Origin of the sequence: Kribbella sp. VKM Ac-2571 (assembly GCF_004362255.1) — a bacterium.
Taxonomy (GTDB): domain Bacteria; phylum Actinomycetota; class Actinomycetes; order Propionibacteriales; family Kribbellaceae; genus Kribbella; species Kribbella pratensis.
This window is the reverse complement of record NZ_SNWS01000006.1, coordinates 390,422-410,353: the sequence shown is the minus strand read 5'-3', so window position 1 is coordinate 410,353 and position 19,932 is coordinate 390,422. Positions and strand designations below refer to the sequence as shown.

20 protein-coding genes are annotated in these 19,932 nt (G+C 69.1%); 12 read left to right on the top strand and 8 right to left on the bottom strand.

Annotated elements, in window-relative coordinates:
• Window positions 1-197: 197 nt before the first annotated feature.
• Both EV651_RS16670 and EV651_RS16665 read left to right on the top strand, forming a co-directional pair.
• Window positions 198-1,100 carry an amidohydrolase family protein gene (locus EV651_RS16670; RefSeq protein WP_133786087.1) on the top strand — a complete coding sequence of 301 codons (903 nt, stop codon included), beginning with the start codon at window positions 198-200 and terminating at the stop codon, window positions 1,098-1,100.
• Window positions 1,097-1,657 (top strand): cysteine dioxygenase family protein, encoded by a 561-nt coding sequence (locus EV651_RS16665; protein ID WP_133786086.1) that lies wholly within the window; start codon window positions 1,097-1,099, stop codon window positions 1,655-1,657. Before EV651_RS16670 ends, EV651_RS16665 begins: the two co-directional genes overlap by 4 nt.
• Window positions 1,658-1,728: 71 nt before the next feature.
• Here the strand turns inward: EV651_RS16665 and EV651_RS16660 are convergent, their stop codons facing one another.
• Window positions 1,729-2,829 (bottom strand): TIGR03118 family protein, encoded by a 1,101-nt coding sequence (locus EV651_RS16660; protein WP_133786085.1) that lies wholly within the window; start codon window positions 2,827-2,829, stop codon window positions 1,729-1,731.
• A gap of 127 nt (window positions 2,830-2,956) precedes the next feature.
• On the opposite strand from EV651_RS16660, the gene EV651_RS16655 reads away from it, so the two are divergent.
• The gene (locus EV651_RS16655) at window positions 2,957-3,763 is read left to right on the top strand and encodes a PhzF family phenazine biosynthesis protein (RefSeq protein ID WP_133786084.1); all 807 of its coding nucleotides are present in this window, start codon (window positions 2,957-2,959) and stop codon (window positions 3,761-3,763) included.
• Here EV651_RS16655 and EV651_RS16650 read toward each other — a convergent pair.
• Window positions 3,760-4,383, bottom strand: a complete 624-nt coding sequence (locus EV651_RS16650) for a hypothetical protein (protein WP_133786083.1) — start codon at window positions 4,381-4,383, stop codon at window positions 3,760-3,762. The two genes, EV651_RS16655 and EV651_RS16650, sit on opposite strands and share 4 nt — an antisense overlap.
• Window positions 4,384-4,519: 136 nt before the next feature.
• Between EV651_RS16650 and kdpF the strand changes: the two genes are divergently transcribed.
• From kdpF to EV651_RS16615, 7 genes are all read left to right on the top strand, one after another.
• On the top strand, window positions 4,520-4,609 hold the full coding sequence (kdpF, locus tag EV651_RS16645; RefSeq protein WP_133786082.1) for a K(+)-transporting ATPase subunit F: 90 nt from the start codon (window positions 4,520-4,522) through the stop codon (window positions 4,607-4,609).
• Window positions 4,609-6,270, top strand: a complete 1,662-nt coding sequence (gene kdpA, locus EV651_RS16640; RefSeq protein ID WP_133786081.1) for a potassium-transporting ATPase subunit KdpA — start codon at window positions 4,609-4,611, stop codon at window positions 6,268-6,270. Before kdpF ends, kdpA begins: the two co-directional genes overlap by 1 nt.
• The gene (gene kdpB, locus EV651_RS16635; RefSeq protein WP_133786080.1) at window positions 6,267-8,288 is read left to right on the top strand and encodes a potassium-transporting ATPase subunit KdpB; all 2,022 of its coding nucleotides are present in this window, start codon (window positions 6,267-6,269) and stop codon (window positions 8,286-8,288) included. The genes kdpA and kdpB overlap by 4 nt, the downstream gene beginning before the upstream one ends.
• Window positions 8,289-8,301: 13 nt before the next feature.
• Window positions 8,302-8,931 carry a potassium-transporting ATPase subunit KdpC gene (kdpC, locus tag EV651_RS16630; protein WP_133786079.1) on the top strand — a complete coding sequence of 210 codons (630 nt, stop codon included), beginning with the start codon at window positions 8,302-8,304 and terminating at the stop codon, window positions 8,929-8,931.
• Window positions 8,932-8,943: 12 nt separating this feature from the next.
• Window positions 8,944-11,517, top strand: coding sequence for a DUF4118 domain-containing protein (locus EV651_RS16625; protein ID WP_133786078.1), 2,574 nt, complete (start codon window positions 8,944-8,946; stop codon window positions 11,515-11,517).
• Between the two features lie 115 nt (window positions 11,518-11,632).
• Entirely contained in the window at window positions 11,633-12,310 is a 678-nt protein-coding gene (locus EV651_RS16620; RefSeq protein ID WP_133786077.1) for a response regulator, read from the top strand.
• Between the two features lie 53 nt (window positions 12,311-12,363).
• Window positions 12,364-13,206 carry a hypothetical protein gene (locus tag EV651_RS16615; RefSeq protein WP_133786076.1) on the top strand — a complete coding sequence of 281 codons (843 nt, stop codon included), beginning with the start codon at window positions 12,364-12,366 and terminating at the stop codon, window positions 13,204-13,206.
• Here the strand turns inward: EV651_RS16615 and EV651_RS16610 are convergent.
• The 3 genes from EV651_RS16610 to EV651_RS16600 all read right to left on the bottom strand — a co-directional run bounded on the left by EV651_RS16610 (window position 13,203) and on the right by EV651_RS16600 (window position 16,146).
• Window positions 13,203-14,624: an aromatic amino acid lyase gene (locus EV651_RS16610; protein ID WP_133786075.1), complete on the bottom strand. Its 1,422-nt coding sequence runs from the start codon at window positions 14,622-14,624 to the stop codon at window positions 13,203-13,205. The two genes, EV651_RS16615 and EV651_RS16610, sit on opposite strands and share 4 nt — an antisense overlap.
• 200 nt (window positions 14,625-14,824) lie before the next feature.
• The gene (locus tag EV651_RS16605; RefSeq protein WP_133786074.1) at window positions 14,825-15,070 is read right to left on the bottom strand and encodes a type B 50S ribosomal protein L31; all 246 of its coding nucleotides are present in this window, start codon (window positions 15,068-15,070) and stop codon (window positions 14,825-14,827) included.
• Window positions 15,067-16,146: a GTP-binding protein gene (locus tag EV651_RS16600; RefSeq protein WP_133786073.1), complete on the bottom strand. Its 1,080-nt coding sequence runs from the start codon at window positions 16,144-16,146 to the stop codon at window positions 15,067-15,069. Before EV651_RS16600 ends, EV651_RS16605 begins: the two co-directional genes overlap by 4 nt.
• Window positions 16,147-16,220: 74 nt before the next feature.
• On the opposite strand from EV651_RS16600, the gene rpmG reads away from it, so the two are divergent.
• On the top strand, window positions 16,221-16,388 hold the full coding sequence (rpmG, locus tag EV651_RS16595) for a 50S ribosomal protein L33 (protein WP_133786072.1): 168 nt from the start codon (window positions 16,221-16,223) through the stop codon (window positions 16,386-16,388).
• 29 nt (window positions 16,389-16,417) lie between these two features.
• Here the strand turns inward: rpmG and EV651_RS16590 are convergent, their stop codons facing one another.
• The 3 genes from EV651_RS16590 to EV651_RS16580 are packed head-to-tail and all read right to left on the bottom strand — an operon-like array spanning window position 16,418 to window position 18,280.
• Window positions 16,418-17,176 (bottom strand): IclR family transcriptional regulator, encoded by a 759-nt coding sequence (locus EV651_RS16590; RefSeq protein WP_133786071.1) that lies wholly within the window; start codon window positions 17,174-17,176, stop codon window positions 16,418-16,420.
• Between the two features lie 25 nt (window positions 17,177-17,201).
• Window positions 17,202-17,393 (bottom strand): hypothetical protein, encoded by a 192-nt coding sequence (locus tag EV651_RS16585; RefSeq protein WP_133786070.1) that lies wholly within the window; start codon window positions 17,391-17,393, stop codon window positions 17,202-17,204.
• On the bottom strand, window positions 17,390-18,280 hold the full coding sequence (locus EV651_RS16580) for a GNAT family N-acetyltransferase (protein ID WP_238156924.1): 891 nt from the start codon (window positions 18,278-18,280) through the stop codon (window positions 17,390-17,392). The genes EV651_RS16585 and EV651_RS16580 overlap by 4 nt, the downstream gene beginning before the upstream one ends.
• Before the next feature lie 106 nt (window positions 18,281-18,386).
• On the opposite strand from EV651_RS16580, the gene hutH reads away from it, so the two are divergent.
• Complete coding sequence (gene hutH / locus EV651_RS16575; RefSeq protein ID WP_202870351.1) at window positions 18,387-19,928, top strand: histidine ammonia-lyase; 1,542 nt, start codon at window positions 18,387-18,389, stop codon at window positions 19,926-19,928.
• Window positions 19,929-19,932 lie beyond the last annotated feature (4 nt).

Sequence of the window (19,932 nt, the reverse complement as noted above, 5' to 3'; positions counted from 1 at the left end):
GAGACGCCGACACCAACACCGAGCCCGAACCAGCCACTACCAGCGCCGACAAGCCCTCCCAGCATGAACATCACGAACTACGGCTGTCGTACTAGCCCGCGCCTCGGACAGAAACTTGACAGACCGCCCTTTGAAGCGCTTCACTCTAATCATCCTGAAGCGCTTCAATCTGATCAAACTCGCGAGGGGAGGGGCCAATGATCGACGTCCACCAGCACCTCTGGCCGGAAGCGTTCGTCGACCGGCTCCGAGCCCGCCGCGAGCCGCCGTACCTCGACGGCTGGACGCTGCACACCACGTGCGAAGCGCCGTACGACGTGGATCCGGCGGCGCACGAGCTCGGCAAGCGCGTCGCGCTGGAGCAGGATTCCGGTACGACGCTGGCCGCGGTGTCGCTGTCGAGTCCGCTCGGTGTCGAGGAACTCGGGGACGCGGAGCTGCTCGCCGCCTGGCACGACGGGGCAGCGGAGTTCCCGAAGCCGTTCCGCGCGTGGGCTTCCGTTGATCTGCTCGATCCTGATGTTGCGGGGCTGGAAACCCTTCTGGACAAGGGATTCCTGGGACTGCAACTGCCGGCCCATGTCCTCGCTACGCCGAAAGGCTGGGAGACGCAGGGGGAGTTGCTGCGCGTCGCCGAGCGGGCGGGCAGGCCGATCCTGGTGCACCCCGGTACGGCGCGACCGACCGAGGCGCCCGGGTGGTGGGCGCCGGTCGTCGACTACACGACCCAGTTGCAGGCGGCCTGGTGGGCGTGGCATGCCTTCGGCGGGCGACGCTCGTACCCTGATCTCCGCCTGTGCTTCGTCGCTGCCGCCGGTCTTGCGCCCGTGCACCACGAGCGATTGGCAGCGCGCGGCGGCCGGCTCGGCACCATCGACCCGAACCTGTACGTCGACACGTCGAGCTACGGCCCGCAAGGGATCGACGCGGTCGCGCGGATCCTCGGCATCGACCAGGTCGTGCACGGCACCGACCGGCCGTACGCCGACTCCATCGAACTCCGCCAGGGCGACGCCGCGACCGCGGTGATCCGCCACGACAATCCACACCGGCTGCTGTTCGGCACCGGTGGAACTACTCCTGAGAGGGGAGTGCAGTGACTGCTCAGCCAATCGACGTACCCAACGTCCCGGCGCGCCAGGCCAGCCGGCTCGTGGAGCTCAACAACTGTCTGTCGCTGGACGACCTTCCGGGCCGCGACCTGACACCCGCGGAGCTGTCCGAGCTGGCCGCGTCGATCGCGGCGCAGCCGCACCTGTGGGAGGACAAAGTCGCGTACAGCGACGAGGAGCGCGTCTTCGCCTCGCTGCACCGCGACGCGAACGTCGACGTCTGGCTGATCTGCTGGACGCCCGTGAACGACACCGGCTGGCACGATCACGACGTCTCGTCCGGCGCGGTGGCCGTTGCCCGCGGCAAGCTTGTCGAACACAACCTCGCGATCGGCACCGAGTCCGTCGAGACCGAGGTGGAGGCGGGTGACGTCTACGGCTTCGGCCCCGACCACATCCACCGTCTCACCGGCCTCGACAAGGGCAGCGTCACCGTCCACGCCTACAGCCCGCCCCTGTGGCGGATGGGCCAGTACTCGGTCAAGGACGGCGTACTCCGCCGGGTCTCCGTCTCGTACGCCGACGAACTCCGCCCCATCGACTGACGCCAAAGGCTGCTTGGGGAGGGTTTTGCGCCCGGAACGGCACGAAACCCTCCCCAACCTCGGCTGGGCCGTTATGGCTTGCGGAGTTGGCCGAGGAGGCCGTGGGACTCGTCGTCGGGGCCTGCGGAGAACCAGAGGGCATCGGTGCCGCCGGTGGTGGCGGTGCCTTGGAGGAGGGCCCAGAGACCGTCGATGACCAGCGTCTTGCCGGCCTTGTCGCGGAGTTGGCCGACGAAGCGGTAGCCGCCGTACGACGAGGGACGGAAGACGTTGATGTGGCCGTCACCGAAGTTGCCGGCGAACAGTGTGCCGGTCGGCAAACCCCAGGCGGTCGGGGCGAGTGCCAGACCCCAAGGTGCGTTCAGGGTGCCGCGGGAGGCGACCCGGGTGATCAGCTTGCCGTCCACGGTGTACTCGTCGACGAACCCGCGACCTGGGCCGGCGACTTCGTCGTTCGTCTTCGGGTCGCGCAGGGCGTAGGCGACGAAGATCCGTCCGTTGAGGGTCTGCACGTTGAAGGGCGCGTACCCCGCCGGCAGCCGGAAGTCCCGGAACGCCCGGCGCGACAGCCGCACCGGGTGGAACGAGCTGTCGAACACGTCGATCCGCTTCTGTGCGAAGTTGGCGGCGTACAACCGGTCCCCTGATCCGGTGGTCGCGAACGCCAGCCCCTTGTAGACCGCGCCTGGTGTGGTGGCCTTGATCTCGGCCGGCCCGATCAACGCGTCGACCTGCGGACTCCAGGCGGCGATCTGACCGGTCTCGGTGGCGAAGATGAAGCGGGCCGGTGCACTGGTGGTCCCGTTGCTGAGCACGAAGCCGGTGCCCGGGTTCGACACCTGCCCGGTCGGCGCCGGCAGCGTGACGCGCACGGTGGGCACCTTGGTCGCGGTCGTGGAACCCGGTGCGGACGAGTACAGCGTGGATGACGACGTACCGTTGTTCGACGACCACAGCGGGGTGGTGGCGCCGAGCGACAGACCCCACGGGTTCACGAGGTCGGCGTCCTGAAGTGCGGCCTTGCCTGCCTGGTCGGAGACCAGGTTCACCTGCTGTACGGCGAGTGCTGGATGGGACCGGTGTGCGTCGGCGGTGGCGGGTGCGATCAGGGCGAGACCGCTGACCAGCGCGGTCGCGACTGCGAGCGGACGGCCTTTCGAGCGCAGTGACATGACACTTCCCCCTCGATAGGTATGGCGGACACCCTCGATACGGCCCGTTCCGCGGAGCGGTTCAATGGCCACTCGGACGGAAAGTGGTTATGGAACGCGGGTGGGCGCACTGATTAGCGTCAGGTGCATGAGGATCCGCGTGGTTGATGCGTTCGCTGACCGACCCTTCGCCGGGAATCCGGCGGGCGTCTGTGTGCTCGAGGCCGGGGACTGGCCGGACGAGGGCTGGATGCGAGCGGTGGCAGCCGAGATGAAGCACGCGGAGACCGCGTTCGTCCGGCCGTCGGCGAGCGCCGAGGCCGAGTGGGACCTGCGGTGGTTCACGCCGACGAAGGAAGTGGTGCTCTGCGGGCACGCGACGCTGGCGACTGCCCATGTGCTCGCGGCGGACGGAAAGGTGTCCGGGAAGGCGTCGTTCGCGACTCTGAGCGGGGTGCTGGTGGCCGACGTTGCCGACGACGGGATCACGCTGGACTTTCCGGTCAACCGGCCGATCGAGGTGCCGGTGCCGGAGGGGCTCGGCGGCGCGCTGGCGGTGGAGCCTGCGGAGGTCTATGTCACCGGCGAACTCCGCGACCTGCTGGTCGTCGTCCGCGACGAGGCGACGGTGCGCGCGGTGGCGCCGGACTACGACGCGGTCGCCGCGATCACGCAGCGGGAGAAGCTTCGCGGCGTGATCGTGACGGCGCAAGGTACGACGTACGACTTCGTCTCGCGGTTCTTCGCGCTGGCGAGCGGGATCCCGGAGGATCCGGTGACGGGAAGCGCGCACACGAGCCTCGCGCCGTACTGGGCCGAGCGCCTCGGGCGGGACGAACTGGTGGGTTACCAGGCGTCCGCCCGAGGCGGTGTCGTCCAGGTCGTGCCGGCCGGCGACCGCGTCTACCTGAAGGGCCAGGCGATCACGGTGCTGGACGGTGAACTACTCGTCTAGGCCCAGGTCTCGGCGTGGGTGGCGACGCCGTTCGGGGCGATGAGTTCGGTGACGACGTCCTCGGCGTCCGCGTCCAGCGGCTCGAAGGGCGGCTCGGGTACGACGTACGCGCGGGCGCCGGCCACCATCTCGATACCGGGCAGTTCGAACCACGCTTCGCCGACCTCACGGCTGATCTCGTAGATCGCCTGCTCGGCGGAGTCGACCGGCTCGCGGTCGCCGGACTCGTCCAGTTCGGCCGGGTGCCGCTCCTGCGCGGCGCGTCCGGCCTCGAGCAGCGCGTCCAGGTCGAACACGCGCAGGTCGAACCGCGACACCACGCTGATCACCTGGTCCTGCTCGGCTTCTTCGTCCTCCTCGTCGTCGGCCGCGTCGTCCAGCAGCAACGGCGACGTACCGGTGTGCTCGAAGACCGCGTCGTTCCAGTCCTCGACCACGCCCTCGAGCGCCGCGTTGTGCTCGAACAGCGTGGTGTGATCCTCGTCGCCCGTCATCGCGAGCAAGGCGTCGGTGTGCGCCTGGAGCCGTTCGGCGAGCTTGCGGCTCGCCTCGGCGAGGGCTGCTCGGGTCTCCGCGGAGAAGAACTGCTCGGCGGGGGCGGTGGTGTCCAGTTCAGTCACGTACGTGTACTTCCCTCATCTGTCGGTGGGAATGCCAGGCGTAAGTATGTGAGAAGCCTGTGAGAGCTGCGTCGGCGGGTGTGAGAGCCCTGCGAGAACCCTCCTGACGGGGCAGTAAGCGGTGTGCAGTGAAGGCATGAACGCCGAGAACATCGCCGGCCTGGTGGTGGCCGCTGGTCTGGTCCTCTATCTGATCGCCGCCCTGGTCTTCCCCGAGAGGTTCTGATGACCGACACCGCGGCCGGCCTGTTGCAGGTCGGCCTTCTCCTCGCGTGCCTGGCGGCCGTTTACCGCCCGTTCGGCGGGTATCTGGCCCGGGTCTACACGTCCGACAAGGACCTGCGGATCGAGCGCGCGACGTACAAACTCCTCGGCGTCGAGTCGAAGACCGATCAGACGTGGGCAGTCTATGCCCGTTCGCTGATTGCATTCTCCGCACTCAGCGTCGTCCTGCTGTACCTGCTCCAGCGACTGCAGCACTGGCTGCCGTTGTCGTTCGGCCTGCCGAACGTCAAGTCTGGGCTGGCCTTCAACACCGCCGCGTCGTTCGTGTCGAACACGAACTGGCAGAGCTACGTGCCCGAGGCGGTCATGGGCCACCTCGTCCAGTTCGCCGGTCTCGCGGTGCAGAACTTCCTGTCCGCGGCCGTCGGCATCGTGGTCGCGATCGCCCTGATCCGCGGCTTCTCCCGGTCGACGACGGATCGGCTCGGCAACTTCTGGGTCGACCTGACCCGGACCGTACTGCGGGTACTGCTGCCGATCGCGGTGATCGGGACCGTGGCGCTGGTCGCGATGGGGGTCGTACAGAACTTCTCCGGCGGTCACGAGGTCACCTCGGTGGTCGGCCAGACGCAGACCCTCCCGGGCGGCACGGTCGCCAGCCAGGAGGTCATCAAGGAGCTGGGCACCAACGGCGGCGGTTACTACAACGCCAACTCCGCGCACCCGTTCGAGAACCCGAACCCGTTGTCGAACCTGTTCGAGATCTTCCTGCTGCTCGTCATCCCGGTCTGCCTGACCCGGACCTTCGGCCTGATGGTGAAGGACAAGCGGCAGGGCTACGCGATCCTCGGCGTGATGGCGACCATCTGGTCGGCCTTCGTCGTCCTCGCGACGCTCTTCGAGGTTCAGGGCGCGGGTTCCGCGACCCAGGCCGCCGGGGCCGCGATGGAGGGCAAGGAGACCCGCTTCGGTGAGTGGGCGTCGACTCTGTTCGCGGTTTCCACAACGGGTACGTCGACCGGCGCGGTCAACTCGATGCACGACTCGTTCACGCCGCTCGGCGGCGGCGTCCCGCTGTTCCACATGATGCTCGGCGAAGTGACGCCCGGCGGTACCGGGACAGGCCTGTACGGCATGTTGATCCTGGCCGTACTCGCGGTGTTCGTCGCGGGCCTGATGGTCGGCCGTACGCCGGAGTACCTGAAGAAGAAGATCACCGCGCGCGAGATGAAACTGGTCTCGCTCTACATCCTCACCACGCCGACCCTGGTCCTCGTCGGGACCTCGATCGCGATGGGCCTGGCGACGGCGCGCGCCTCGATCCTCAACACCGACAGCCCGCACGGGTTCTCGGAGGTGCTGTACGCCTTCACGTCGGCCGGTAACAACAACGGGAGCGCGTTCGCCGGTCTCAGCGCGAACATCCCGTTCTACAACACGGCTCTCGGGCTGGTGATGCTCCTCGGCCGGTTCGTGCCGATCGTGTTCGCGCTCGCCCTGGCCGGCTCGCTGGCGCGGCAGCATCCGGTCCCGGTGACCCAGGGCACGCTGCCCACCCACAAGGCGCTGTTCGTCACGATGCTCGTCGGTGTCGTCCTGATCGTGACCGGCCTGACCTACTTCCCCGCCATGACCCTCGGACCCCTCGCGGAGGGACTGTGACCACGTTCAAGCCCAAGACGTTGCTCACGTCGCTGCCGGAAGCGCTGCGCAAGCTCGATCCGCGGGTGATGTGGAAGAACCCGGTCATGTTCGTGGTCGAGGTGGGCGCTGCCGGATCGACGATCTTGGCCTTCACCGACTCCAGCGTGTTCGTCTGGTGGATCGTGGTCTGGCTCTGGCTGACGGTGATCTTCGCGAACCTCGCGGAGGCTGTCGCCGAGGGCCGGGGCAAGGCCCAGGCCGAGACGCTGCGCCGGGCCAAGACCGAGACCACCGCGCGCCGGCTGACCGCGAGCGGCGACGAGGAAGAGGTTCCGGCCGCCCAGTTGCGGATCGGCGACCTGGTCGTGGTCGAGGCCGGCCAGATCATCCCCGGCGACGGTGACGTCGTCGAGGGCGTGGCGAGTGTCGACGAGTCGGCGATCACCGGGGAGTCGGCGCCGGTGATCCGCGAGTCCGGTGGCGACCGCAGTGCGGTGACCGGCGGTACGAAGGTGCTGTCGGACCGGATCGTCGTGAAGATCACCACCAAGCCCGGTGAGAGCTTCATCGACCGGATGATCGCGCTGGTCGAGGGCGCCTCGCGGCAGAAGACACCGAACGAGATCGCGCTGAACATCCTGCTGGCGAGCCTGTCGATCGTGTTCCTGATCGCGACGGCCACCCTGCCGACATTCGCGACGTATGCGCACACGAACCTGAGTCTGGTGATCCTGGTGGCTCTGCTGGTCTGCCTGATCCCGACCACGATCGGCGCACTGCTGTCCGCGATCGGTATCGCCGGCATGGACCGGCTGGTCCAGCGCAACGTGCTGGCGATGTCCGGCCGCGCCGTCGAGGCCGCCGGCGACGTGAACACCCTGCTGCTGGACAAGACCGGGACCATCACGCTGGGCAACCGGCAGGCGTCGGAGTTCATCCCGGTCCAGGGCGTGACCGATACCGAGTTGGCCGACGCGGCGCAGCTGTCCAGCCTCGCCGACGAGACGCCGGAGGGCCGATCGATCGTCGTACTGGCGAAGACCGGCTACGGGCTGCGCGAGCGGCACACCGGAGAGTTGCCGCACGCAACGTTCGTGGAGTTCACCGCGCAGACCCGGATGAGTGGCGTGGACGTCGACAACCGGCAGGTCCGCAAGGGTGCCGCGGGTGCGGTGAACGCGTGGATCCGTGAGCACGGCGGTACGACGGACGCGCGGCTCGGTGAGATCGTCGACGGGATCTCGGCTTCGGGCGGAACACCCCTGGTTGTTGCTGAGAGCATCGATGGTACGGCGCGCGCACTTGGAGTGATCCATCTCAAGGACGTGGTCAAGGCGGGGATGCGGGAGCGGTTCGACCAGATGCGCGCTATGGGCATCCGGACCGTGATGATCACCGGCGACAACGCGCTGACCGCGAAGGCGATCGCGGAGGAGGCCGGGGTCGACGACTTCCTGGCCGAGGCGACGCCCGAGGACAAGATGGCGTTGATCAAGCAGGAGCAGGAGGGCGGCAGGCTGGTCGCGATGACCGGCGACGGCACCAACGACGCCCCGGCGCTAGCGCAGGCCGATGTCGGCGTGGCGATGAACAGCGGTACGTCGGCCGCGAAAGAGGCCGGCAACATGGTCGACCTGGATTCCAACCCGACCAAGCTGATCGAGATCGTCGAGATCGGCAAGCAGTTGCTGATCACCCGCGGTTCGCTGACGACGTTCTCGATCGCGAACGACGTGGCGAAGTACTTCGCGATCCTGCCGGCGTTGTTCGCTCCCGTGTACCCGGGTCTGGACAAGTTGAACATCATGAGGCTGCACTCGCCGGAGTCGGCGATCGTGTCCGCCATCGTGTTCAACGCGCTCGTCATCGTGGCCCTCGTACCGCTGGCGCTGCGCGGTGTTCGGTACAAGCCGTCGTCGGCCTCGGCGATGTTGTGGCGCAATCTGCTCATCTACGGCGTCGGTGGTCTCATCACCCCGTTCGTCGGAATCAAGCTCCTGGACCTGGTGATCTCACTGATCCCAGGATTGCGCTGAAAGGTAGTTGTTGATGGCAAGCAATCTGCCCGGCTCGGTCCGGCAGTTCGGAGTGGCGCTCAGGGCGCTGCTCGTCTTCACGGCGGTCCTCGGGATCGTCTACCCGCTGGTGATGACCGGTGTCGCGCAGGCGCTGTTCCACGGCAACGCGAACGGGTCGATCGTCAAGGTGGACGGCAAGGAGGTCGCGTCCGACCTGATCGGCCAGGCGTACACCATGGACAGTGACAGGTTGGACTCCGACGGCAAGGCGATCATGGTCGCCGACCCGAAGTGGTTCCAGACCCGACCCTCGGCGAGCGACTACGACGCGAAGGCCAGCGGCGGCTCGAATCTCGGGCCGAACAACGCCGACCTGCTCGCCGCGATCGACGAGCGGCGCAAGGCGGTCGCGGCGCTGGAGGGCGTCGACCCGTCCCAGGTCCCGCCGGACGCGGTCACGGCGAGCGCAAGCGGTCTCGATCCGAGTATCAGCCCGGCGTACGCCGCTCTGCAGGTCAACCGGGTCGCCCGCGAGCGGGGGCTCAGTGTCGAACAGGTGCAGCAGCTGGTCAAGGAGAACACCGACGGTCGGGTCCTAGGCTTTCTCGGAGAGCCGGCCGTCAATGTGGTGAAGCTCAACGCCGCGCTGGCGCGACTCTGAGAGAGTGGAGACGTGAGAACGAGCGGCCGCGGGCATCTGCGGATCTACCTGGGGGCCGCGCCCGGCGTTGGGAAGACCTACAAGATGCTGGGCGAGGGCCGACGCCGGCGCGCCCGGGGAACCGACGTGGCGGTCGGTTTCGTGGAGACCCATGGCCGCAAGTACACCGACGAGATGCTGGACGGCCTGGAGACGGTGCCGCGGCGGATCATCGACTACCGCGGCGCCAGCTTCACCGAGATGGACCTCGACGCGGTCCTGGCCCGGCGGCCGGACGTCGCTCTGATCGACGAGCTGGCGCACACCAACGTGCCGGGCAGCCGGCACGAGAAGCGCTGGCAGGACGTCGAGCAGCTGCTGAACGCCGGGATCGACGTGATCTCGACGCTGAACATCCAGCACCTCGAGTCGATCAACGACGTGGTCGAGAAGATCACCGGCGTACCGCAGCAGGAGACGGTCCCGGACCGGGTGGTGCGGGCCGCGGACCAGATCGAGCTCGTCGACATGACGCCCGAGGCGCTCCGCCGGCGGATGGCCCACGGGAACGTGTACGCCGCCGACAAGATCGATGCTGCCCTGGGCAACTATTTCCGGGTCGGCAACCTGTCCGCACTGCGGGAGCTCGCGCTGCTCTGGCTGGCGGATCGAGTGGACGCCGGTCTGCAGCAGTACCGCGCGGAGCACGACATCGACTCCACCTGGGAGGCCCGGGAGCGCGTGGTGGTCGCGCTGACCGGCGGTCCCGAGGGCGAGACGCTGATCCGGCGGGCCGCGCGGATCGCGGCGCGGTCGTCCGGCGGCGATCTGCTCGCGGTCCATGTCGCGCGGTCCGACGGGCTGACCGGCGCGAACCCGAGCAAGCTCGCCGAGCAGCGGAACCTGGTCGAGCAGCTCGGTGGTACCTATCACCAGGTGGTCGGCGACGACATCCCCACCGCGCTACTGACCTTCGCGCGGGCGGAGAACGCCACGCAGCTCGTCCTCGGCGGCTCGCGCCGGAGCCGGCTGTCGACGTTGCTCACCGGCCCGGGCATCGGGTCGACGACGATCCGCGACTCCGGCGACATCGACGTACACCTCGTCACGCATTCGCTGATGGGCCGCGGCAGGTTGCCGAGGTTGCGGGGCAGCCTGTCCCGGAAACGGAAGATCCAGGGCTTCGTGCTGGCCGTCGTACTGCCGCCGCTGCTGGCACTGATCCTCGGACTCGGCGGCGACACGCTCAACCTGACCAGCAACGTGCTGGCGTTCCTGTTCGCCGTCATCGTGGTGGCGCTGGTCGGCGGGATGTGGCCGGCGATGGTGACCGCGATCGCCGGCTCGCTGGTGCTGAACTACTTCTTCACCCCGCCGAAGCGGACGTTCACGATCGCCGAGCTGAACAACGCATTGGCGCTGCTGATCTTCGTCCTGGTCGCGGCCATGGTCAGTACGGTCGTCGACCGCGCGGCACGCCGTACCAGACAAGCGGCGCGGGCGGCCGCGGAATCGGAGACGCTGGCGACGTTGGCCGGATCGGTACTGCGTGGCGAGACAGCGCTGCCCGCTCTGCTGGAGCGGGTCCGCGAGGCGTTCGGGATGACCGGGGCGTGCCTGATGGAGCGTGTGGACGACGACGAGCTGACCGAGCTCTGGCGACCCGTGGCCTCGGCTGGATCGCTCACATGTACCCGACCTGAGGAGGCCGACGCGGAGATCCCTGCTCGCGACGACCTGGTTCTGGTGCTGCAAGGGCATCAGCTGGAGGCGGACGAGCGTCGGCTGGTCGGGGCGTTCGCGGCGCATGCGGCGGCGCTGGTCGATCGGGCCCGGTTGAGCGAGGCAGCCGCGGAGGCGAAGCCGCTTGCCGAGGCCGACAAGCTGCGTACGGCGTTGCTTCGCGCTGTCGGCCATGACCTGAGATCCCCGTTGGCGTCCGCGAAGGCGTCGGTGACTTCGTTGCGCAGCGATGATGTGGAGTGGAGCGAGTCCGAGCGGGCCGAGCTGCTGGAGACCGCGGACGAGTCGCTCGACCGGTTGTCGCGGCTGGTGGACAACCTGCTCGATCTCAGTCGTCTGCAGGCCGGCGTACTCCCGGTCTTCACCCGTCCGACGGCACTCGACGAGATCCTCCCCGGCGTACTGGCCGAGCTGGGCGACGACGCCGATCGGGTGACGGTCGACATCCCGGATACGCTGCCGCTGGTCGAGGCGGATCCGGCGCTGCTGGAGCGCGTGGTCGCGAACATCGTGGCGAACGCGATCCGCTACTCACCGGCCGGACGGGCGCCGCTGGTCACCGGCAGCGCACTCGGCGACACCGTGGAGATCCGGGTGATCGACCGCGGACCGGGGATCCCGCGGCAGGAGCGGGACCGGGTGTTCGCGCCGTTCCAGCGGCTCGGCGATACCGACAACACCGTCGGCGTCGGACTCGGGCTGGCGCTGGCCCGAGGACTCACGGAGGCGATGCGCGGCACGTTGCAGCCCGAGGACACCCCAGGTGGCGGACTGACCATGGTGGTCGCCATCCCGACCGCCACCCTCCGCCCCGACACACCGGTGCCAGGCGCCCGCGAACGATCGGAGCAGGAGAGCGAATGACTGTATTGATGCCGCGACTCCGTCGCGGCGGGCCATGCGGCTGTAGCTCCCGTCCTTCCCTCGTCGCTCCGGTCGCTGCGCTCCCTCCGCTCCTCAGTCCAGGCCGGGAGGCCGCATGACCAGGGTCTTGGTGGTTGATGACGAGCCGCAGATCGTGCGGGCGTTGCAGATCAACCTGAAGGCGCGGGGGTACGAGGTGCACCTGGCCGGCACCGGTACGTCGGCGCTGAAGGTCGCCGCGCAGCATCCGCCCGAGCTGGTGATCCTCGACCTCGGGCTGCCGGACTTCGACGGCGTGGACGTGATCCGCGGACTGCGCGGCTGGACCGACGCGCCGATCCTCGTGCTGTCCGGGCGGACCGACCAGACCGACAAGGTGGAGGCGCTGGACGCCGGCGCGGACGACTACGTGACGAAGCCGTTCGGGATCGACGAGCTGCTGGCCCGGATGCGCGCCGTACTCCGCCGAAGCAGCGTAGCCCAGGACCAGCCGGTCGTGACCGTCGGCGGTGCCGTCGTCGACCTGGCCGCGAAGCGCGTCACCCTGGAGAACGGCGAGGACGTCCGCCTCACGCCGACCGAGTGGCACCTGCTGGAGGTCCTGGTCCGCAACCCCGGCAAGCTGATGTCCCAGCGCCAGCTCCTCACCGAGGTCTGGGGCCCCGGCTACGAGACCGCCGGCGGCAACCTCCGCTTCTACATGGGCCAGCTCCGCCGCAAACTGGAACCCGACCCCGCCCGCCCCAAACACCTCCTCACCGAACCAGGAATGGGCTACCGCTTCGAGCCGTGAGGTCTGTCCGATTCGTTCAAGACCTGTCGGTGGGGATGGGTAAGGGTACGGGTATGGACATCTTCACGGCAGGTCGGGACTTTGTACGGCGGGATGCTCGGGTGCTCGAGCGACGGCTCTTCGCGGCGGTTTTCGAGGGGGCTGATCCGCAGGGGGTGGTCGACGCGCTCCGCGGGTTCCAGAACGCCGACGGTGGGTTCGGGCATGGACTGGAGCCGGACAAGCGGTGTCCGGACAGCCTGGCGCTGGACGTCGAGGTCGCGTTCGACACAATGCTCGCGGCGGGTGCCCGGGACGAGGAGATGGTTCGGCGAGCGGCTGACTGGCTCGACCGGACTGCGACGGCCGACGGCGCTGTGCCCTTGTGCGGCCCGGCGGTGGAGGCGTATCCGCGCGCCGAGCACATCACCGAGTGGACCTACCGACCCGACATCAACCCCACCGCGGGCCTGGTCGGCCGGCTGCACAAGCTCGACATCGAGCACCCGTGGCGCGACCGGGCCGCCGTCTGGTGCGCCGCCGAGTTGGCCAAGGGTTTGCCGGAGGACGCCCACGGCCTGCACGAGGCGCTCGAATTCCTGGAGCACACCGGCGACGTCGACTTCGATCGCATCCGCGATTGGCTGCCCAAGGTCGGGTACTTCCGCACTGACGCCGCGGACCCGACGTACGGCGTGACTCCGCTGCAGTTCGCACCGAGTCCGGACAGTTTCTGGCGCCCGCTCTTCACCGACGCTCAGCTCGACGCCCACCTGGACCGCCTGATCGAGGACCAGCAGGACGACGGCGGCTGGGCCATCACCTGGGAACCGCCGGGACCTGCCGCCACCCTCGAGTACCGCGGCATCGTCACGGTCGGCGCCCTCCGCACCCTGAAGGCGTACAACCGCCTCTAGCCTGATTCAGCCGGATGCTCGACCTGGCGGTCGCCCCACTGGGTGAGAAGGCCGCGGGCGATTTCCAGGTCTTCCCGGAGGGATCGGTCGGCCAGGTCGTCCGGCAGGGCCGCGAGGGCGTCGGTCAGCCATGGGCCGGCGGCAGCCGGGGCGAGGTCGTCCGGCGTCAGGCGGGCCAGGCGGATCGCGCGGACGGCGGTAACGAGTTCGCTGGCGAGGACTTCGCGGAGCGCGTCGAGGAGTTGCTTGGTCAGTACGGCGGCTTGCGGCGCGAAGCTGGCGTGCAACTCGGCGCCGCGGGACAGTGTCGCCGTACCGAGAGTCGCGGGTTGCGCGGCCGAGCGAACCGCGGCGAGGGCGTCGTGGGCGACGTACTCGATCATCATCACGCCCGAGCTCGCCTCGGCGCCGCTGGCCAGGAACGCGCTGAGGCCGGTGTACTCCGGGTCGACGAGGTTCGCCACCCGGGTCGTCGACAAGGTGGCGACACTGTGCAGGCTGAGCCGGAGCGAGTCGAGGGCGATGGCGATCGGCATCGCGTGCCAGTTGCCGTTGTGCAGCACGGTGTCGCCGGCCACCAGCGGATTCTCCGCCGCCGCGTTGATGTCGATCCGCACACTGTTGCCCAAGGCATCGGCATGGTCGACGGCCGGGCCGAGGACCTGGGCGAAAGCCCGTAATCCGAAGGGATCCTGGACCCGGGCCGGCTTCAGCGGGAGCCCTTCGAGCAGTTCACGCATCCGGCGCGCGACCCGGATCTGACCCGGCTGCGGGCGGGCCTCGTGGACGCGGACGTCGTACACCTCGGCGTTGCCGCGGAGCGCGACGTGGGAGAGGGCGCCGACCAGCGGTACGACGTTGATCAGCGTGGCGGCCTCGACGTACGCGAGGCAGCACTCCGCGAGCGTGAGCGCGTTGCTGGAGAGCAGCGGGAGCGCGCTGGTGCCGTCGATGACGTCACCGAGCGCGAGCCCGAGTTCGGCGAGCGGGCCGAGGTCGCCGGTGCCGATCGCGCCGCCGCGGTGCAGGTCGGGCAGGTTGTCGTCGTTGAGCAGGCCAACGATCGCGTCGGCCACCGCCGGGTCGAGCCCGGACCCGCCTGCCGCGAGCTGGTTGACCCGGATGAGGAGCCCGAGTCGTACGACGTCCTTCGGGTACGACGTCGTACCGGTGGTGGAATGCGATCCGAGCAACCGCGCGCCGTGCTCCGGGTCGGACGTCAGCACGTCCCGGTTCGCTCCGACGCCCGTGGTCCGCCCGTACACCGGCCGCCGCCGCGCGACCTCGGCGACCACCTGCGCCGACTCGTACATCCGCTTGCGGGCGTCGTCACTCAACCGCACCGCCGTACGCCGTTGCCCGAGCGCCACCGCGTCCAACGGCGACAGCCCCGCGCCCGTGAGTTCAACCGGCTCCATGGGCACAGTGTGATCCGCCCCACCCGCGAACTCCCACTACCCCCGCCGTCTTCTCGTCTCGAACCCGAGACAATCCAACTTTGAGAAGCCACCGATCATCGTCGAGGGCTCAGAATGGTTGGTGGCTTCTCAAAGTTGGCATCGGGCGGGCATGCGAACGGCCCGCTCGGAGATCGAGCGGGCCGTCGGGGTACGGCGGGTTACTTCTGGCCGTAGCGCTTGCGGAACTTCTCCACGCGGCCCTGGGTGTCCATCACGCGCTGCTGGCCCGTGTAGAACGGGTGGCTCGCGGACGAGATCTCGACGTCGACGACCGGGTAGGTGTTCCCGTCGTGCCACTCGATGGTCTCGTTGCTCTCGCGGGTCGAACCGGTGAGGAAGCTGAAGTCGCCGGACTTGTCCCGGAAGACGACCCGGCGGTAGTCGGGGTGAATGTCCTTCTTCATGCTGCGGTACTTCCTTCCAAGTAGGGAGCGAACGGATCGGTCAGGGGGTGGACCGCTTCGTCCGCACGGAGGACACAACCGTCGAGGCGCTCCTGTAATTCCCGGACGTCCAGGTCGAGGCCGGTCAGTGAGAGGTACGACGCACGGTCGCCGTGCTCGGGGTGCCACTCGAGGGCCGACCGCGCCTGGTGCTGCTGCCCGACGCCGGCCCAGCGATCGGCGGGGAGATCGGCCAGCCAGGGGCCGAGGACGCCGATCGAGACGTTCGTGCCGAAGCTGTCCCAGCTGAGCCGGTTGCGGTGCTGGGTCGCGATCCAGAGCGTGCCGCGACCGCGGGCCGTGCCGGCGACCAGGTCCTCGAGGGCGTCGTACAGCCGTTCGGGGTGGAACGGGCGGGCGGACTGCCAGACGAAGGTTCTTCCGTCGAGAGGTACTGCGATCGAGCCGGGCTCGACGGTGGCGCCGGGAACATGCAGCCGTACGCCGAGCAGGCCGGCCGGACCGGTCTTGACCAGGAGTCTCGGGTTGATCGCCTGGATCAGCGCGCGGGTGTTCTCGTCGTCGGTGCTGAGGACGGCTGCGTCGGCGTACTCGAGCTGCCGTACGACGACCTCGGCGATCGCGCGGCCGTCCTCCGCAGCGGTCGGGATGCCGCGCTCGCGGATCAGCTCTTCGCCGGTCAGGTCGGCGGTCGCGGTCGCCGTGTCGACGGTGGTGATGACCACGTCGACGCGGAGGTCGGTGTCGCGGTCGATCTCGCTCGCGATCGCGTGCGTGTCGCCGGCGGTGGGGACGTTGACGATCGCGACGTCGTACCGCTCGACGGCGGCGATGCTCGCCAGCAGCTGGACGAGCGATCCGCGCATCGCGCAGGACACGCACGGGTGGTCCATCGTGATCACCTCACGGTCGATCACGCCGGTGGCGGTGCGGGCGATCCGTACGACGGAGCCGGCGCTCAGGGCGCTCACGTCGTACTCCACGAGAACACCCCGTGGGGCGGCGGCCAGCAGATGCCCCGCGACGGCGCCGCGGAACCCGTCGTCGAGCCCCGTCAGCAAGGTCACCGGAATCATCTGCGCTCCTGTCTTGTTGAAAACGATAACCAATACAAAGTACCCTACGGGTCACCGGTCAGTGAAAGGACAGCATGGCCAAGCGCAACGACCTCCGCCCCATCGTCAAGCTCCGCAGTACGGCGGGTACCGGCTTCACCTATGTAACCCGCAAGAACCGCCGGAACAATCCCGACCGCCTCGTTATCCGCAAGTACGACCCCAACCTCCGCCGGCACACCGACTTCCGCGAAGAGCGGTAAGCGCCCTGGCAGCCCGCCGGTGACTCCTTCTAGCCGTGGAGGCGGCGGGTCAGGGCTTTGGCGGCTTGGCGGATTTTGTGGGCCAGGTGGGGGCGGTCGGTGGTGGGGACCGCGTCGGTACGGAAGGTGACGCTGATGGCGGCTACCGGATGGCCGGCGTGGTCGACGGCGGCGCTGGCCACCGAGGCGACGCCGGGGGTGATGAAGGAGTCCTCGACGGCGAAGCCTTGGCGTTTCTCGTCGGCGAGGAGGCGGCGCAGTTGGGTCAGCGTCTGCGGTCCCAGATCGGTGCGCCGTACGAAGGACTCCGGCGTCGGGAACAACGCCCGTACCTGAGCCGGCGGCAGCTCGGCCAGCAGTGCGCGACCTGACGCGGTGAGCGTGGCAGGCAGCCGTACGCCGACATCCGTCACCAACGTGACAGGTCGCGGCGGCTGCTCCTTCAGCAGATACACCAGCTCCCGACCATGCAGTACGCCGAGATGCGCCGTCTGCCCGACCTCGTGCACCAACTGCGCGAGCAACGGCCGGGCCAACCGCTCGAGCGGATCGTGCCGCAGGTACGCGGACCCGATCTCGAACGCTGCCACCCCGAGCCCGTACCGCTTCTCCTCGGGTAGATGCACGACGAATCCCTCATCGATCATTGCCCGCAGCAAGTGGTACGTCGACGAGCGCGGCAACCCGACCGCGGAGGCGATGCGCTCCATCGGCACGGGACCGGGCTGCGTGGCCAGGAACGTCAGGACCCGCAGGGTTCGGGTCGAGGCGGGAACGTTGCCGCTCACAACGGCAGCGTAACCCCGCTCTGCCTCAGATCCCGGTGGATTGGCGATTCTTCGCGCGGCTTCGGCGCAGCCAGAACCGAAAGCCCTCACCCGCGACCGCGACCGCGAACAGCCCGCCCGCCACACCCCAGTCCATGAACGACGGCCCGGACAGCAGGTACCCGATGACGAGCGCCAGCACCAGGAAGAACGTCAGCGACATCGCGAGCCGCTTCACAGTGCCTTCTCCGCGGTCCACGCGCCCCCGGTCTCCTGGTAGCCGAGCCACCGGTTCACCGCGAGCATCGGCTCGTTCGCCGCGTCGTTCCCGGTCGACGCGACCGTGAACCCGGCATCCCGGGAGCGGGCGAGCGCCACGGACTTCACCACCTTCGCCAGCCCGCGGCCACGCGCCGAGGGGATCGTCCCGGTCAGGTTCGACCAGATCAGCTTCCGGTCCGGATCAGCGGTCGTGGTCACGAACGACAGCACCCGGTTCCCGTCCAGTACGGCGACACTCAGGTCGTACCGGATGTCCGGGTTCTCCCACGACGTACGGACCCATTCCTCGTACGCCGGCCCGCCCGACAGCCCGCTCGGGTCGTCGTCGCGCACCTGGACCTCGGCGTCGAACAACTGCCGCGGATCCAGTTCGTCGTACGTCGCCACCCGCAACCCGTCCGGTGGGGCGACCGGCTCGCGCGCCGCGGTCAGGTCGGCCGCGGAGTGCGACATCCGCCGCCCGATCGTGAACCCGCGCTTCGTCGCGAAGGCCCGCGAGTCGTCATCCACGACCACCAGCAACCGCCCGGCGCCGAGCTCCGCGCACCGCTGCGTGACCCTGGTCGTCAACGCACTCCCGATCCCGCGCCCGCGGTACTCCGGCGGCACCTGGATCGTGACCCGCACCCGCGGCGCCTCGGCATCCGCCGGCGGCAGGTAGATGTTCGCGTACCCGACCACCTCCGGTCCGTCGACGGCGATCAGCACCTCCTGGCTGCGAGCGTGCTTCAGTTGCAGCTCGATGGCCCCCGCGGTCTTCACCAGGTGCGGCACCGCCGCGGCCCAGACCCGGGCGATCCCCACCGCATCCTCCGGACGCCCCGTCCGGATCTCGAACACCATGGCAGGACTCTACGGCTACCGAGGGTCGCGAGGGCTGTCTCAGATCCGAGACGGATAGTGTACGGCGCTGCTGTCCAGGAGCGATCCGGCGCGGTGCAATGTTCGGGTGGAACACACAGTGGATGTCGGCGCCGGACCGCTGACCCCGGCCGAAGTGGTCGCGGTCGCGCGGTACGGCGCAAAGGTACGGATCGACGACCAGGCCCTCGAGGAGATCGCGAAGTCGCGCGCCGCGATCGAGGCGCTGGCCCACGCGGACACCCCGCACTACGGGGTCTCGACCGGGTTCGGCGCGCTCGCCACGCGGCACATCGCACCGGACCTCCGGGCGCAGCTGCAGCGCAGCCTGATCCGCTCGCACGCGGCCGGCTCCGGCCCCGAGGTGGAGACCGAGGTCGTCCGGGCGCTGGCCCTGCTCCGGCTGTCGACCCTCGCCACCGGCCGCACCGGTGTGAAGGTCGAGACGGCCCAGGCGTACGCCGGTCTGCTCAACGCGCACCTGACACCTGTGGTCCATGAATACGGCAGCCTCGGATGCTCGGGCGACCTCGCCCCGCTGTCCCACGTCGCCCTCGCGATCCTGGGCGAAGGCAAGGTCCGCGATGCCGACGGCAACCTTCTCGACGCCGGCGAAGCACTCCAGCAACACGGCCTCACGCCGGTCGTCCTGGCCGAGAAGGAAGGCCTCGCGCTGATCAACGGGACCGACGGCATGCTCGGCATGCTGCTCCTCGCGCTGGCCGACCTCGACCGGCTGTTCAAGTCCGCCGACCTCGCCGCGGCGATGAGCGTCGAGGCCCAGCTCGGGACCGACCGGGTGTTCGCCGAGGACCTGCAGGCTCTGCGTCCGCACCCGGGCCAGGCAGCGTCCGCCGCCAATCTGCGCGCGATCCTCAAGGACAGTGCGATCGTCGCCAGCCACCGCGGTCCGGACTGCAACCGGGTGCAGGACGCCTACTCCCTCCGGTGCTCGCCACAGGTCCACGGTGCCGCCCGTGACACCGCCGCGCACGCCGCGAGCGTCGCCGGCCGCGAGCTCGCCGCCGCGATCGACAACCCGGTCGTCCTCCCGGACGGTCGCGTCGAGTCCAACGGCAACTTCCACGGCGCCCCGGTCGGGTACGTGCTCGACTTCCTCGCGATCGCCGTCGCCGACCTCGCCAGCATCAGCGAACGACGTACCGACCGTTTCCTCGACGTCGCCCGCAACCACGGCCTGAACGCGTTCCTGGCCGACGATCCGGGCGTGGACAGCGGCCACATGATCGCGCAGTACACGCAGGCCGCGATCGTCTCCGAGCTCAAGCGTCTCGCCGTCCCCGCCAGCGTCGACTCGATCCCGAGCAGCGCGATGCAGGAGGACCACGTCTCGATGGGCTGGTCCGCCGCCCGCAAGCTGCGCAAGTCCGTCGACGGCCTGCAGCGGGTGCTGGCGATCGAGATCCTCACGGCCGCGCGGGCGCTCGACCTGCGCGCGCCGCTGGACCCGGCACCGGCCATCGCCGCCGTCCGGGCCGCCCTGCGGGAGTACGTCGAGGGCCCGGGCACCGACCGGCACCTCGCTCCCGAGATCGAGCACTCCGTCCAGCTTGTTGCTGACGGCACCTATGTCACCGCCGCCGAGGCCGTCACCGGCCCCCTCCAATAGAACA

Excerpts from the sequence above, each read along its gene's own strand:
- EV651_RS16670 (WP_133786087.1), top strand. The coding sequence starts at position 198 with ATGATCGACGTCCACCAGCACCTCTGGCCGGAAGCGTTCGTCGACCGG.
- EV651_RS16660 (WP_133786085.1), bottom strand. The coding sequence starts at position 2,829 with ATGTCACTGCGCTCGAAAGGCCGTCCGCTCGCAGTCGCGACCGCGCTG.
- EV651_RS16655 (WP_133786084.1), top strand. The coding sequence starts at position 2,957 with ATGAGGATCCGCGTGGTTGATGCGTTCGCTGACCGACCCTTCGCCGGG.
- kdpF (WP_133786082.1), top strand. The coding sequence starts at position 4,520 with ATGAACGCCGAGAACATCGCCGGCCTGGTGGTGGCCGCTGGTCTGGTC.
- kdpA (WP_133786081.1), top strand. The coding sequence starts at position 4,609 with ATGACCGACACCGCGGCCGGCCTGTTGCAGGTCGGCCTTCTCCTCGCG.
- kdpC (WP_133786079.1), top strand. The coding sequence starts at position 8,302 with ATGGCAAGCAATCTGCCCGGCTCGGTCCGGCAGTTCGGAGTGGCGCTC.
- EV651_RS16620 (WP_133786077.1), top strand. The coding sequence starts at position 11,633 with ATGACCAGGGTCTTGGTGGTTGATGACGAGCCGCAGATCGTGCGGGCG.
- EV651_RS16615 (WP_133786076.1), top strand. The coding sequence starts at position 12,364 with ATGGACATCTTCACGGCAGGTCGGGACTTTGTACGGCGGGATGCTCGG.
- EV651_RS16610 (WP_133786075.1), bottom strand. The coding sequence starts at position 14,624 with ATGGAGCCGGTTGAACTCACGGGCGCGGGGCTGTCGCCGTTGGACGCG.
- EV651_RS16605 (WP_133786074.1), bottom strand. The coding sequence starts at position 15,070 with ATGAAGAAGGACATTCACCCCGACTACCGCCGGGTCGTCTTCCGGGAC.
- EV651_RS16600 (WP_133786073.1), bottom strand. The coding sequence starts at position 16,146 with ATGATTCCGGTGACCTTGCTGACGGGGCTCGACGACGGGTTCCGCGGC.
- rpmG (WP_133786072.1), top strand. The coding sequence starts at position 16,221 with ATGGCCAAGCGCAACGACCTCCGCCCCATCGTCAAGCTCCGCAGTACG.
- EV651_RS16580 (WP_238156924.1), bottom strand. The coding sequence starts at position 18,280 with ATGGTGTTCGAGATCCGGACGGGGCGTCCGGAGGATGCGGTGGGGATC.